Annotated in this window: 13 protein-coding genes and 1 pseudogene; 11 read left to right on the forward strand and 3 right to left on the reverse strand. The window is 57.4% G+C overall.

Annotated elements, in window-relative coordinates:
- The first annotated feature begins 66 nt into the window (after window positions 1-66).
- Window positions 67-516: a DMT family transporter gene (locus K4O48_RS16080; protein ID WP_222909380.1), complete on the forward strand. Its 450-nt coding sequence runs from the start codon at window positions 67-69 to the stop codon at window positions 514-516.
- Between the two features lie 21 nt (window positions 517-537).
- On the opposite strand, the gene K4O48_RS16085 is transcribed toward K4O48_RS16080, so the two are convergent.
- Complete coding sequence (locus K4O48_RS16085; protein ID WP_222909381.1) at window positions 538-1473, reverse strand: SdiA-regulated domain-containing protein; 936 nt, start codon at window positions 1471-1473, stop codon at window positions 538-540.
- A gap of 208 nt (window positions 1474-1681) precedes the next feature.
- On the opposite strand from K4O48_RS16085, the gene K4O48_RS16090 reads away from it, so the two are divergent.
- The 4 genes from K4O48_RS16090 to K4O48_RS16105 all read left to right on the forward strand — a co-directional run bounded on the left by K4O48_RS16090 (window position 1682) and on the right by K4O48_RS16105 (window position 5198).
- Window positions 1682-1975 (forward strand): hypothetical protein, encoded by a 294-nt coding sequence (locus K4O48_RS16090; protein WP_019340195.1) that lies wholly within the window; start codon window positions 1682-1684, stop codon window positions 1973-1975.
- 97 nt (window positions 1976-2072) lie between these two features.
- Complete coding sequence (locus K4O48_RS16095; protein ID WP_222909382.1) at window positions 2073-3455, forward strand: MATE family efflux transporter; 1383 nt, start codon at window positions 2073-2075, stop codon at window positions 3453-3455.
- Window positions 3456-3472: 17 nt separating this feature from the next.
- Window positions 3473-3931, forward strand: a complete 459-nt coding sequence (locus tag K4O48_RS16100; protein ID WP_222909383.1) for a DUF2214 family protein — start codon at window positions 3473-3475, stop codon at window positions 3929-3931.
- 160 nt (window positions 3932-4091) lie between these two features.
- Window positions 4092-5198, forward strand: a complete 1107-nt coding sequence (locus tag K4O48_RS16105) for a catalase family protein (protein ID WP_222909384.1) — start codon at window positions 4092-4094, stop codon at window positions 5196-5198.
- Between the two features lie 52 nt (window positions 5199-5250).
- Here K4O48_RS16105 and K4O48_RS16110 read toward each other — a convergent pair whose 3' ends face one another.
- On the reverse strand, window positions 5251-6663 hold the full coding sequence (locus tag K4O48_RS16110; protein WP_222909385.1) for a sodium:alanine symporter family protein: 1413 nt from the start codon (window positions 6661-6663) through the stop codon (window positions 5251-5253).
- A gap of 203 nt (window positions 6664-6866) precedes the next feature.
- Here K4O48_RS16110 and K4O48_RS16115 point away from each other — a divergent pair, with 203 nt between their 5' ends.
- Both K4O48_RS16115 and K4O48_RS16120 read left to right on the forward strand, forming a co-directional pair.
- Entirely contained in the window at window positions 6867-7697 is an 831-nt protein-coding gene (locus K4O48_RS16115) for an NYN domain-containing protein (RefSeq protein WP_222909386.1), read from the forward strand.
- Between the two features lie 116 nt (window positions 7698-7813).
- Window positions 7814-8182, forward strand: a pseudogene (locus K4O48_RS16120) (hypothetical protein); the annotation flags it as partial.
- Between the two features lie 391 nt (window positions 8183-8573).
- Here K4O48_RS16120 and K4O48_RS16125 read toward each other — a convergent pair.
- A complete protein-coding gene (locus K4O48_RS16125; protein ID WP_222909388.1) occupies window positions 8574-9539 on the reverse strand; it encodes an integron integrase in 966 nt (321 codons plus the stop codon).
- Between the two features lie 801 nt (window positions 9540-10340).
- Between K4O48_RS16125 and K4O48_RS16130 the strand changes: the two genes are divergently transcribed.
- From K4O48_RS16130 to K4O48_RS16145, 4 genes are all read left to right on the forward strand, one after another.
- Window positions 10341-10724, forward strand: a complete 384-nt coding sequence (locus tag K4O48_RS16130; protein ID WP_222909389.1) for a hypothetical protein — start codon at window positions 10341-10343, stop codon at window positions 10722-10724.
- 176 nt (window positions 10725-10900) lie between these two features.
- Entirely contained in the window at window positions 10901-11362 is a 462-nt protein-coding gene (locus tag K4O48_RS16135; RefSeq protein WP_222909390.1) for a restriction endonuclease PLD domain-containing protein, read from the forward strand.
- 524 nt (window positions 11363-11886) lie between these two features.
- Complete coding sequence (locus K4O48_RS16140) at window positions 11887-12324, forward strand: T6SS immunity protein Tdi1 domain-containing protein (RefSeq protein WP_222909391.1); 438 nt, start codon at window positions 11887-11889, stop codon at window positions 12322-12324.
- 85 nt (window positions 12325-12409) lie between these two features.
- Window positions 12410-12868 (forward strand): hypothetical protein, encoded by a 459-nt coding sequence (locus K4O48_RS16145; protein ID WP_222909392.1) that lies wholly within the window; start codon window positions 12410-12412, stop codon window positions 12866-12868.
- Window positions 12869-13430 lie beyond the last annotated feature (562 nt).

Consider the following 13430-nt stretch of genomic DNA (forward strand, 5'->3'; position numbering starts at 1 on the left):
AATGCCTGATTTTGACCGCGCCCGCCGATCAGGCGGGCTTTCTTTTGTCCTGTCTGGAGTAATCACATGCCCGTTGTCGCTTGGTGGCTTCTCGTACTGCCCTTTATCGCCGGCGCCTTTTTGCCGTTACAGGCCGGCATCAATGGGCAGGTGGCCAAGCATTTCGGCAGCGTGATGAGCGCCGCGATGCTGTCGTTCGCGGTGGGTACCTTTGCGCTGTTGTGCATCGTGCTGTTTCAACGAGAACTGCCCGGGCTGCAGGCATTGCGCGGTTTGAACTGGTGGCACTGGTGTGCGGGCCTGCTGGGGATGTTCTTTATCGCCACCGCCGCCTTCGCGGGCCCGCGCATCGGGGCGCTGCTGTTCATGGCCCTGGTACTGGCCGGGCAGCTGGGCATGGCGCTGCTGCTCGATCACTTCGGCTGGGCGGGTTTCAGGCAGTCGTCGATCAGCCTTGGCAAGCTTGGCGGGCTGCTGCTGATTTTCGGAGGGGTGTGGATGATTCGCCGCGGTTGATCACAGCGAATCGAAGAACGGCTATTTGCGTTCGAAGGCGTAAAACAGGTTGGGCTCACTGACCAGATAGAGATCACCCCGAGTATCGAAGGTCATGCCCTCGGCCTGCGGTACGCTTTTCTTCAACCCGGCAAACCCGCTCCACAGCGAGCGGAAGCTGACGAGCCCGCCGTCCCCGTCCAGCTCCAGCATCATTTTTGCCTCGTCACTCAGCAGCACCAGGTGACCGGTGCGCTCGTCGTAATGCACCGATGCCAGATCGCTGGCCATGTCCTTATCTTCGATCCAGGCCTCGCGGTCGATCACGTTCAGGTTGAGCTGCCCGTTGAGGCTGGCCTTGATGCCCTGAATCTCGTAGAGCTTGCGCGGCGAGTGCTCCTTGACCACGAACAGCCGATCACCGGCGCGGTCGTAGCCAACCCCTTCGAAACCGGCATTATCCGCATCACCCAGCCCCAGCGTGACCGACGCATAATCCTCGCGCTGAAGTGCACCGGGTTTATCAGGTACAGGGAAGATCACCAGCGACTGGCTGCGCTCTTCGGTCACCGCCAGCAGGTTGTCACCCAGGTAGGTAATGCCCTCGACATCGCTGAAGCCCTTCAGGGGATAGCGTGCGAGGAAGTTGCCGTCCCGATCCAGCGCAACCAGCTGCTCGGGGTTGTTCACCACGGCCCAAAGATGGTTACGCTGCTCATCGAATGTCAGCCCGGAAAGATTGTTGGACACCGTTGCCACCGGCATCGCATCGACCCGCACCTTGTACTCCGGCAGCCACAGGCTACGCGCCTCCCAACGGTTTTCATGCCACGCCGATTGCAAGGAGTAGAACACCCGCTCATCCAGATGAAGGGTGGCGGCGGTATAGAACAAACCGGCGGCCAGCATGCCCAGCGCCCAGATTCGGGGGCGCGCCCCCGACAGCCACTGCGGCCGTGGATCGGTAACAATCGGCATCGTCTTTTCTCTTTAATTCGCTGACTGACAGACTGCTCGGGAAGGATTGCAATTGCATGACGACGCGCGACGGCATCATTTAGCCCAGTACAGACCCACCGCCGGAACGCGGGTTCAATCCGGCATGGGAACTGCCGGACGGATTGATAGCCCAATGCCCCAGAAACGGCTGCGCTTGTAGCCTAGGACAGCCCGACAGGAGCGCAACATGCAGGTGGAAAGCTTTTTCGAATGGTTGGGCCAAGCGCTCGGTACGGTGATTCGCTACATCGTCGATGCGCTCAGCGGCTTCTTTGGTCTGTTTGCCGATGCCGGCGCCAACTTCCTCGAGGGGTTGTCACGGACCCTCGGCATGGACCGCTCATTGATCAGCCTGATCGCACTGGCGATCGGGCTGATGCTGCTAGTCGGCGCGTTCCGAGCGTTCTTTCGGCGCTCGTTCATCGCAGGCGTGATCTATCTCTTCCTCGGACTCTGGCTGTTGAGCTGGCTGATCCACTGACCCACGCCTTCCACCCCACGCCCCCAGCCATCGCCCATCGCCTGGCTGCGCTCAGAACCTCGACGACGTATCATGCCGGGCTGCTCTGGAGCCCCTCATGTCTCGGCTATTGACCGCCTGGCAGCACGTCCCGACCCATAAACGGGTATGGGCGCTGGCTGCACCGATGATCCTGTCCAACCTGTCCGTGCCGCTGGTGGCGCTGGTTGATAGCGCGGTGATCGGCCATCTACCCCATGCGCATCAGCTGGCGTCGGTGGCCGTGGGCGGCAGCCTGTATACCTTGCTGGTCTGGGTCATGGGTTTTCTGCGCATGGGCACCACCGGTTTCGCCGCTCAGGCTGCCGGGCGCGAAGACGGTGGTGCGCTACGCCAGGTATTGTTGCAGGGGCTGCTGCTGGCGCTGGGATTCGCTCTGCTGTTGAGCGTCACGGCGCAACCACTCAAGGGCTTTGCGTTGCAATTGATGCAACCTTCAGCCGAACTGGACAGCCTCACGCAAGCGTACTTCCACACGCGTCTGTTCGGCCTCCCCGCCGCATTGGCCAGCCTGGCGCTGATCGGCTGGTTCCTCGGCACCCAGAACGCCCGGGCCCCGCTGGCCATTCTGCTGACCACCAATCTGATCAACGTCGCCCTGGACCTGTGGTTCGTCATCGGCCTGGAATGGGGCGTGGCCGGAGCCGCACGCGCCTCGGTGATTGCCGAATGGAGCGGCGTGCTGGTCGGCTTGGCACTGACTCGCGGTGCCTTGCTGCGTTATCCCGGCCGGTTGAACGGCCAGGCCATGCGCCGTTGGGCCAGCTGGAAACCACTGATGTCGGTCAATCGCGATATCTTCCTGCGCTCGCTGGCGCTGCAACTGGTGTTCTTTTTAGTGACCGTACAAGGCACACGCCTCGGCGATGCGACGGTCGCCGCCAATGCGCTGCTGCTCAACGGCCTGATGCTCACCGCCCATGCACTGGACGGCCTGGCCCATGCAGTGGAAGCGCTGAGCGGCCATGCCATTGGCGCGCAGAACCGCACCGAGTTGCGCCGGATCCTCACCGTCGCCGGCGGCTGGTCCTTACTGGCGAGCCTGGCGTTCGGGCTGTTTTTCCTGCTCGGTGGCGAGCTGTTCATCAGCCTGCAGACCGATATCCCGTCGGTTCGCGACACCGCCCTCACCTATTTGCCCTACCTCGCGGCGCTGCCGCTTGTTGCAGTCTGGAGTTATTTGCTCGATGGCCTGTTCATCGGCGCTACCCGCGCGCGGGAAATGCGAAACGCCATGCTGCTTGCCGTGTTGATTTCGCTACCATTGGGCTGGCTGTTGCGCGGGATGGGCAATCATGGATTGTGGTTGGCCTTTCTCGCCTTCATGCTCCTGCGGGGCGTCTGCCTGGGCAGCATCGCCCGGAGACTGCAACGCGAGAAGCGATGGTTCGCATCGAGCCATACGGCACCCAGCCATGAGCAAGATGCTGCTGCAACCTAACCTAAGGATCATGAAAAATGGCCTATGCCGTCGCCGCCTACCTGCACTTCGTGGCGATCTTTTTGCTGTTTTCCCTGCTGGTGCTCGAACATCAACTGTTTCGTCTGCCGCTGAACTTCAAGCGGGCACGTAGCCTGTTCCGGGTCGATCTGGCCTTCGGCATCGCTGCCGGCTTGGTGCTCATCACCGGCGCGGCGCGCGCCATGCGCTACGGCAAAGGCCTGGATTACTACCTGAACAACAGCTTTTTCCACGCCAAGGTCGGGTTGTTCGTAGTTGTCGCGCTGATGTCGATCTACCCCACCGTCACCTTTCTCAAATGGCGCCCGGCGCTAAAGGCGGGCGAGGTCCCCACTATCAGTCCGGCCCATGCACGCGGCGTCAAGCTGGTCATTCGGATAGAGCTGCTCGCACTGCTGATGCTTCCCCTGCTGGCCGCACTGATGGCGCGAGGACTCGGCGTGATTCCGCAGTGACGCGAGATCGCATTTGACTGCAACGCCGGTCGGCCCGGCAGCGCAGGCGACTCGGCCGTGCACCCTGTATGTAGAAGGGAAACGATCACAACCAACGGCAGTCGACTAACAGGACCGCGGCGTACCCGCAAACCGTCCGCCTAGCACCGGAGCCGAGCCTATGACCGATCGCCTGAGCATTACGCCCCTTCCCTTCGACCCCACCTACGAACAGGTTCCTGATGACGAAGCCGAGACCATCTCCGGCCTCATTCAGGCCATGCGCGACATCACCGAGACGACCTTCGCCCACAGCGGCCATGCGATCCGCAGCGTGCACGCCAAGAGTCATGGCTTGCTGCAGGGCGAGATCGAAGTAAGGGACGATTTGCCGCCGGAGTTGGCGCAGGGCGCGTTTGCCAAGGCGGGGCGGATGCCGGTGGTGATGCGGTTTTCGACCAACCCCGGCGACATCCTCGATGACAAGGTGTCGACCCCGCGCGGGCTGGCGATCAAGCTGATTGGCGTCGAAGGTGAGCGGCTGCCCAACAGCGGTGGCCAGGTGACCCAGGACTTCGTCATGGTCAACGCGCCGGCTTTCCTTGCGCCGACACCCAAGGACTTTCTCAAGTCTGTGAAGCTGATTGCCAAGACCACCGACCGTGCGCCCCGGGCCAAACAGGTGCTTTCCGCCGCCCTGCGGGGTGCAGAAGGCCTGCTCGAGAAAGCGGGAGGCGAGAGCCCGACGCTCAAAGGCATGGGCGGCCATCCCATGACCAATCTGCTGGGCGAAACCTATTACAGCGTGGTCCCGATCCTCTACGGGCGCTATTTCGCCAAGCTGGCGCTGGTGCCGGTCTCTCCCGAGCTGAAAGCGCTGACAGACAAGGCCGTCGACCTGAGCGACAAGCCGAACGGACTGCGCGACGCGGTCACCGAGCACTTCTCGAAGCACGGCGGGACGTGGGAGCTGCGCGTTCAGCTGGCAACCGATATCGACAAGATGCCCATCGAAGACGCGAGCGTGGCCTGGCCAGAAGACCTCAGCCCTTACGTCACGGTGGCGCGGATCGACGTCCAACCGCAAACGGCCTGGAGCGAGGCGCGGGCCAAGCGGGTCGACGACGAGATGTCCTTCAGCCCGTGGCATGGGCTCGCAGCGCACCGCCCACTCGGCGGCATCATGCGCTCGCGAAAGCCGGCCTATGAAATGTCGTCGGAATTCCGCGCGCGTCATAACGGCTGCCCGATGCATGAACCGAGCAGCCTCGACCGACTACCTGACTGACTGCCACCAAGCTGTCACCGCAAGCGCCCCGGGTTATGCCGGGGCGCATTCCTCAACGCCAGATGTTGTTGTTGATCTTGGCCTTCAGCTCAGGGTAATCCGCCGCCTTGAACGTCGGCACTTCGCCTGCCTTGATCTGCGCCATGTAGTCCTTAGTGAGCTTCACCACCGTGCCCGAAAGCAGCGTAATGGCGATCAGGTTGATCGTTGCCATCAGCCCCATCGACGCATCCGCTGCGTTGAATACCGTCGTCACCGCCTCGTAAGCGCCCCAGATAACCATTCCGAGCGCGGCCAGGCGCAGCAAGGTAAGCCCGAGCTTGTTGCCCGCGCCGAGGAAAATCAGCGCGTTCTCGGCGTAGGAATAGTTGGCGACGATGGAGGTGAAGGCGAAGAACAGGATCGCGATAGCAATGAAGTACGTCCCGGCCACGCCAATGTGGCTTTCCATCGCCTGCTGTGTGAGCTGCGTGCCGGTTACGCCCGAGCCCGGCTCAAGCACGCCCGAGAGCAGAATCATCACCGCCGTAGCGGTGCAGATCACGATGGTATCGATGAACACGCCCATCGCCTGCACCAGCCCCTGCGACGACGGGTGATGCGGCGCGGGGGTCGCGGTTGCCGCCACGTTGGGCGCCGAGCCCATCCCCGCCTCGTTCGAGAACAACCCACGCTTGATGCCGTTGAGCATCGCCGCGGTCACCGAGCCAGCAACGCCCCCGGCCGCCTCTTCCAGCCCGAAGGCGCTACGGAGGATGGTCATCAGTACGCCTGGCACTTCGGTGATATTGATCGCTAGCACGATCAGCGCCATGAGCACGTAAAGACCGGCCATCAACGGCACCACCAACTCAGCGAACCGAGCAATCGAACGCAGTCCGCCAAAAATCACCATCCCCGCGAGAATAGCGATGGCGATACCCACCCACAGTTTGGGTATACCGAACGCGCCTTCCATCGCATCAGCAATCGAGTTGGCTTGCACGGCGTTGAACACCAGCCCGAACGAAATGATCAGCGCGACGGAGAACACGCCGCCGGCCCACGGTGCCTTCAGGCCCTTCGCGATGTAGAACGCCGGACCGCCCCGGTACTGCCCCTCGCCATCGCGCACCTTGTACAACTGCGCGAGCGAACTCTCCGCGTAGGCCGTCGCCATGCCGACCAATGCCACCACCCACATCCAGAAAATCGCGCCGGCGCCGCCCAGATACAGCGCAACCGCAACACCGGCCAGGTTGCCGGTACCGACCCTCGACGCGAGGCTGGTACACAGCGCCTGAAACGGCGAGATGCCGGACGCGTCGCTCTGCCGCGCCCCTCTGATCGCCCGAACCATTTCGCCAAAATGCAGAAACTGCAGAAAGCCCAGGCGAATAGTGAAGAACACGCCCACCGCCAGCAGGCCGTAGATAAGGACGTAGCCCCAGAAGATGGTGTTGAGGAAGTCGATGATTGCGGTCATGTAGGCGCCTTTTCGTGAGGGACGTAAGGGTACTGCTTACTCTAGCCGCTAAGCTGGCCTGCACCAGCCGTAGCGCGTCTAGCAGACTGTGAACGCAATCTCCGAACCGACTCGGTCACGAGGGTTCAATCGAAACGGCCGCCCTATGGCACCGTGACGGCGACTGGCGTTATGGTCAGCACATCACCCTCCAAGGACGAACCATGGCCGCGAAGCCCAGCAACACCCGTCAGCAGATCCATCTCGCCGTCCTCATCGACGCCGACAATGCCCCCGCCGCCATCGTCGAAGGCTTGTTCGAGGAAATTGCCAAATACGGCGTCGCCAGCGTCAAGCGCATCTACGGCGATTGGACCAAGCCCAACCTGGGCAGCTGGAAGAAAGTGCTGCTCGACTATTCCATCCAGCCGATTCAGCAATTCGCTTACACCTCCGGCAAGAACGCGACCGACAGCTCATTGATCATCGACGCCATGGACTTGCTCTACACCCGGCGTTTCGACGGCTTTTGCCTGGTCTCGAGCGATAGCGATTTCACCCGTCTGGCCGCACGTATTCGCGAAGAAGGCCTCACTGTTTACGGCTTCGGCGAGCAAAAAACGCCGTCGCCCTTCGTCTCCGCCTGCGACAAGTTCATCTACACCGAAATCCTCCGCGCGGACGCACCCAAGACCTCGCAGGAACCGCCCAGCAACGGCGACAAGACGCCCGCCTCCGCGCCGGTAGAGAAAGCCGAGGACGAGACGAAGGCCACCGACAAGCCCGCCGAAGTCAAAGCCCAGAAAGTCCCGGTGGATTTCATCGCCAAGGTACTGAGCGACATAGCGGACGACGAAGACGACTGGGTCCACCTCGGAGAGCTAGGCTCCAACGTCAGCAAACTCCGGCCCGCCTTCGACCCGCGGCTGTACGGTTTCAAGAAACTCAGCGACCTGATCAAATCCCAACCCAAACGCTTCGAGCTTGAAGCCCGCGGCACCACATCGAGCGGCGGCAAGGCGCTTTATGCGCGCAATATCAAAGCGGCCAGATAGCGAGACGGCGCGACGCGAAATGCTGTGCCCATCATTTTGCAATCAATCCATACGACGAGAATCGAACCCACACCCCTCGAACCCTTCTAAGCAGGCATCGACTCTAGGAGGTTCACATGACCAAGCCACTGCTCACCGCCCTCGGCTTCGCACTTTGCGCGCCCGTTGCCTTTGCTCAGACGCCCAAGCCAGAGGTGATCACCCACCTGAACGGCCTGGATATCGAAATCAGCGCCATGGGCGTCCCGACCTCCACCACCGCAGCGGGGGGCGAGTTGGTCGGGATTAGGGCTGTGAAGGTCATGAACAAGACCGGAGAGACCGTGACGTGCGAATTTCACGTACCCGATGAGGCCCGGGCTGATACTTCCGCACCGCCGGTGTTTACCGTGACGCCGAATACACAACGAGTCGAACGCGTACCGGGCGACTATTCGCCTGATGAGCCGTTCGCCGAGCTGACCTGCCGTGGCGCGTCGCAAAGCGTGGGTAGTTCCACTGCCGCGCCCTCAAGCGAACCCGCCGCTGAGCCGGCCGCCGCGCCGACACCAAATACCGCCCCCGCGACAACGCCCGCCGACGAGCCGACACGTACACGCAACGCATCCGATCGCGATCGTTAAGCCGGTTATCCTGCGGGCGCCTGGACTTACCCAGCCGCCCGCGTGCGCTGCGGGCGAAATGCGCTGAGGCGGCCCGAGCAGCTCCCGGCGGTCACCCCGGGAAGCGCATCAACCAATTTTCCCGATGCCGCTGAATCGCTTCACCCCGCGCCCTGCACCTCGGGGCCCGCTTTAGGGCCGCGGTATGGTTGAACGCAATTACTTCGATTAACGGTGATCCGCGGGCACGACAGACCTGACCGCAACGACAGCCCTACATCCGATCCAGCGGGCTTAGCACCGCAAGACCGCCCCGATTGAGCACATGGGTGTAGATCATCGTTGTCTTCACATCCGCATGCCCAAGCAGTTCCTGGACAGTGCGAATGTCCTGCCCGCTTTCCAACAAATGAGTGGCGAAACTGTGCCGCAGGGTATGAGGCGTCGCCAACTTTGCGAGCCCTGACGCCTTAACCGCTCGCTTGAACGCGCGTTGCACGCGTTTCTCGTCCAGATGATGCCGACGCACCGACCCGCTGCGCGGGTCGACTGACAAGCCCGCCGCCGGAAAGACATATTGCCAAGCCCACTCAAACGGTGCGCCGGGATACTTCCGCGCCAAGGCATCCGGCAGATAGACGTCGCCCCTTCCCTCGGCCAGCTCGAACTGATGAATGGCTCGCACCCGCGCGATATGTTGCCTGAGCGGTAATGCCAAGCTTGTCGGCATTACCGTGACGCGATCCTTCTGACCCTTGCCGTCGCGGATGATGATTTCCTTTCGCGAGAAATCCACATCCTTGACCCTAAGCCGTACGCCCTCCATCAAACGAAGACCCCCGCCATACAAAAGTCGCGCGATGAGCCCGACGTCTCCATCAAGCTGTCCGAGGATCTGCTGTACCTCGCTAATGGAGAGCACAACCGGCAACCGAGCCGGTTTCTTGGCACGGACTACCTCGCCCAACCAGGGTAAATCCTGCTTGAGCACCTGTTTATAAAGAAACAATAACGCGGCCAGTGCCTGATTCTGCGTGGAGGCCGACACATCACGGCGAACCGCCAGATCAGAAAGAAACGCTTCGACGTCCGGAGCGCCCATTTCCATTGGGTGGCGATAATTGTGAAACCGTACGTAGCGCTTGATCCATTCGCAATAGACGCGCTCAGTTCTGATCGAGTAGTGTTTCAGCCTGATCTGGTCGCGGACTTGATCGAGTAAACGCGGCTTTCCATCCATGGTGTATAACTCCCTTATACATTCATCCTTCCTCGGAACCGCCCAGACTAGACAAGGAGGTCGAAGATGACAAGGAATGTTATACACCACGCCCGTTCGGCGTCTTATACACCACTTGGTGTCTAATTATAGTTAGGCGTCATTTTCGTTTAAGGCTCGTGCATACATGGAAGTTTGTTTCGCCGCCGCCCGTTACTCTTTCAATACGCATCCGTCGCATTGCCCGCTAGCGCGTCGTTTGCGCGCTTTGGCTCCGAGTCCGGCAACAAGGAGCATGCAGCGGTGTGAATCAGTCAGCACGTATTGGTTTGAACGTTCGAATCCACTCAGCCATTCGCGGTATCAGCCAGCGAGGCCCGCTATGCTCCGCTGCCTAACAAGCGGTTCAAGCCGCTCACTTCGTTCGCTGGGACTGGCTAAAGCCAGCCCCTTAACCAAACGTTAGGTATCAAATGCTAAACCGCTACCCTGACCAAGCCCGCACCCGTAGAGGTTACGCATTAACGGGAGCGTTGTTTTTGATATTTGGCCTATTTATGCTTTTTATCGGTTCAGCAGCAGGAACTCTTGTCGGTGTGGTCATGGCCTGTACATTACTTATTCCAGCATGCCTATTTAGCCACTCTCGCTTCAAAAAATATAATAGTGCCATTTCATGGGTAGCCAACTTTGGTAACCTGTCGTGAAACCTAACTAGTGGTTCAAGTCGTTCGCTTCGCTCACTGGGACGGGCTAAAGCCCGCCCCTTAACCAAACGTTAGGCGAGTGAGTCTTTTTATCGGAGTATGGAGTAGTACCGATATGGCGTATTTTTTTGACATGCTTTTCGGATTAATTTTTGTCTTCGTCGCTTCTCTAGGCTTGATTATCACACCACTGAAGAAATATGTTTCGTTAAAAATTGTCGTAGTAGCAATATTCATGTCACCACTCGTTTTGCTAGTTACGTCTTTATGCGTCTCTCAGGTTGACGCGGTGGGCGTTGAGGGATTCTTGGCAGGTGACTTTCTTTGCTCTAGTCTGCATGGCGCCAGTTCACACGGATGCGGTATAGGCGGTGCTCTTTTTGATGCGTTTCTAGTAGCAGGCCTGTTCAGCCTAGTTAGCTTCGGGTTGTTTCCTATTGCTGCCTTTGTGGTATCCCTTTTACTTCTTTCAATATTGAAGAAACTACTTTGTCACTAGGTACGGTCGCCCGCTCGCTGTTTCCGGCCGCCGCTAGCGCGCCATGAAGTCCGCATGGCCTAACCGTTCGTTCAAGCCGAACCTGCTTCGTTGCAGCACCATCGTGGCAGAAAAAACTTGCCACGCCGTTGCTTCCACTACGCAGTTCGGCTTAACTCAGGCGTTAGGGTAAGAACATGCTCCTTCAGCTAAACGCTAATAAAGACAACCACAGGAAGGTTTTAGCTGAGTTGATAAAACGCTCTGAAATATCAGTACTGTGCTCTGGATGGCTGAAACAGGCGGGGCTTAAACACTTACTCCCCGCCATTGATCTCGCCTTAAAAAATAAAAGCCAAATCACTATTTACTCAAATAAAAAACATACTGATAGCGAAGCAATAGAATCTCTAAAATCAAGAGAGTCAATTCTCCACATAGTAGTAGACGACAGCGCTAAATATCTTCATTCAAAAATATACTACTTCGAGAACGCTGGTGAATATAAAGCAATCATAGGTTCTGCGAACATCACGAACGGCGGATTAACCTCTAACGAAGAGCTTTCAGTAAGCCTGGCAGGAACTATTGGTGACAGTCAGAACAATCAAATAAAAAAATATCTAGCTCGGCTTAAAACCGTGGGCCACCCAAACTAGTGGTTCAAACCGTTCGCTGCGCTCACTGGGACGGGCTAAAGCCCGCCCCTTAACCAAACGTTATGTGGCAGCTCATCTGAGAATGTGAATGACTGATAAATTCGATGAAACTAGAGCAAAGTTTCTGAGCACAGATTATCTGCTATGGCGTAATGTGCTTTCTTGCGTTGTTCTGGTTGTGCTATCTACAGGCGCTGTATCGTCTTGGTGGTACGCCTATTACACGACTCCTGGGGCCGAGTGCCACAGAGGTTTCTTTTACTTTTCGGTTCTGTGGCTTGTTGTTCAATGGGTAGTCATTGGTTATCTATATCGGTATCGGAATGTCCCTGCATTTGCTCGGGGTGCGATAGAAATGCTAATTCTGGTCGCTAATATTTGGTTTGTGCTTTTCATTTTTTCGCTTGAGCCGTGTGTCTCGTGACGCAAGCACATAACCAGTGCAGGCACGGCGACGCCCTTTTCATTGCGCCTTCGGCTCCATTCCAAGGGCGCGCATGCTGCAAGCGTTATGTACCAAAGCCATGAATATCATTGAAGCAATAAAAATGTCTTGGGGCTGGGTCGGTATTGAGCCAGAGGAAATCATTGGTGAAAACGATTTCGGAAATCTGATCATCAAGGACAATCGCGGCAGGTATTGGCGCCTATGCCCTGAAGATGTTTATTGTCAAGTAATCGCCGAAAATAGAAACGAGCTTGATGCGCTCTCGACAAACCAAGATTTCTTAGCTGATTGGTACATGGCTGCGTTGACTGAACAAGCTAAAGAGAGACTTGGCTCATTGCTGCCCGGTCACAAATATCACTTGGTCATACCGAGCGGGCTTGGTGGCGAGTATACATTATCAAATATTCGTACAGTTCCACAGATCGAGCAAATACACTTCTCTGGAGACATCGGAAAGCAAATATCCGATCTCCCTGATGGCGCTAAAGTAAAACTCAAGGTTATCGAGTAAAGGCACATAACAAGTGGTTCAAATCGTTCGCTTCGCTCACTGGGACGGGCTAAAGCCCGCCCCTTAACCATACGTTAGAAGTCACATGGATATCGTAGCCCCAATCATCGCAATTCTTTTTACATGGCGCTTTTTACTCAGCCTAGCCATCTCAGTAGTGCTTGCATTTTTGTTAGCTCAACACTTTGGGCTAGTAGCTAGTTTTTTTACAATCTGTATTGGCGTGGGTTTTGGCGCTATTTGGCAGGGTCGTTGGTTATCTGGCCTAGCTTTGTTCGAGCCTGCCCAAGCTCAGTTAGTATCTAAGCCCATTGCATTTATTGGTTTCGCTTTTATTGGGGCCATATGGGGTGGTCTTGTAGGCCAGCTATTCGGCTCTACGCTAATTGGGGCATTAGTTTTGCTGGCTGGCGTTACACTAACAGGCGCTTGGTTTACCCTAGTTCTTAAACTACACGCACAGCTTTTTAAACTCATATTAGTCGCTATATCTTTGCTCATCGGATTTTTTAGCATTTACGTATACGGCTTACGTCAGGTATAAGGCGCCTTCTAACAAGTCGCTCAAATCGTTCGCTTCGCTCACTGGGACGGGCTAAAGCCCGCCCCTTAACCAAACGTTATGCGTAAACAAGGAAGGAGTCAGCATGGCAAATAGTTGGAACATTCCAAGCTGGCTCGAAAAAGAAGTCCGCGCGAGGGACAAAAAAAGCGTTTATTGCGGCATAGCATTCACAACAGCCAAGATCTCAAAGAAAACTTGCGCGATCTGGGAGCACATTTTAAATGACGCGAAAATCATTACTCTCGAAAACATTACTCTATGCTGCTGCTCATGCAACGCTAGTAAAGGACAAAAACAGCTTTCTGCATGGCTTCTTTCAAAATACTGTGTTGACCGCCAAATCACGCGAGAGTCAGTGGCCCCAATAATCAAGCAGGCATTAGCCAACGGGCTTTAGCAACCGCATAACAATTGGTTCAAACCGTTCGCTTCGCTCACTGGGACGGGCTAAAGCCCGCCCCTTAACCAACCGTTAGATGCTTATACCTATGAATACTTACTCTGCCCATTGGCTAGCTCGAATGATTGAACGCCTGCCTTC

This window comes from Pseudomonas sp. DNDY-54 (genome assembly GCF_019880365.1).
Lineage (GTDB): Bacteria > Pseudomonadota > Gammaproteobacteria > Pseudomonadales > Pseudomonadaceae > Stutzerimonas > Stutzerimonas stutzeri_P.

Excerpts from the sequence above, each read along its gene's own strand:
- K4O48_RS16145 (WP_222909392.1), top strand. The coding sequence starts at position 12,410 with ATGGATATCGTAGCCCCAATCATCGCAATTCTTTTTACATGGCGCTTT.
- K4O48_RS16135 (WP_222909390.1), top strand. The coding sequence starts at position 10,901 with ATGCTCCTTCAGCTAAACGCTAATAAAGACAACCACAGGAAGGTTTTA.
- K4O48_RS16115 (WP_222909386.1), top strand. The coding sequence starts at position 6,867 with ATGGCCGCGAAGCCCAGCAACACCCGTCAGCAGATCCATCTCGCCGTC.
- K4O48_RS16095 (WP_222909382.1), top strand. The coding sequence starts at position 2,073 with ATGTCTCGGCTATTGACCGCCTGGCAGCACGTCCCGACCCATAAACGG.
- K4O48_RS16080 (WP_222909380.1), top strand. The coding sequence starts at position 67 with ATGCCCGTTGTCGCTTGGTGGCTTCTCGTACTGCCCTTTATCGCCGGC.
- K4O48_RS16125 (WP_222909388.1), bottom strand. The coding sequence starts at position 9,539 with ATGGATGGAAAGCCGCGTTTACTCGATCAAGTCCGCGACCAGATCAGG.
- K4O48_RS16140 (WP_222909391.1), top strand. The coding sequence starts at position 11,887 with ATGAATATCATTGAAGCAATAAAAATGTCTTGGGGCTGGGTCGGTATT.
- K4O48_RS16100 (WP_222909383.1), top strand. The coding sequence starts at position 3,473 with ATGGCCTATGCCGTCGCCGCCTACCTGCACTTCGTGGCGATCTTTTTG.
- K4O48_RS16130 (WP_222909389.1), top strand. The coding sequence starts at position 10,341 with ATGGCGTATTTTTTTGACATGCTTTTCGGATTAATTTTTGTCTTCGTC.
- K4O48_RS16105 (WP_222909384.1), top strand. The coding sequence starts at position 4,092 with ATGACCGATCGCCTGAGCATTACGCCCCTTCCCTTCGACCCCACCTAC.
- K4O48_RS16090 (WP_019340195.1), top strand. The coding sequence starts at position 1,682 with ATGCAGGTGGAAAGCTTTTTCGAATGGTTGGGCCAAGCGCTCGGTACG.
- K4O48_RS16110 (WP_222909385.1), bottom strand. The coding sequence starts at position 6,663 with ATGACCGCAATCATCGACTTCCTCAACACCATCTTCTGGGGCTACGTC.
- K4O48_RS16085 (WP_222909381.1), bottom strand. The coding sequence starts at position 1,473 with ATGCCGATTGTTACCGATCCACGGCCGCAGTGGCTGTCGGGGGCGCGC.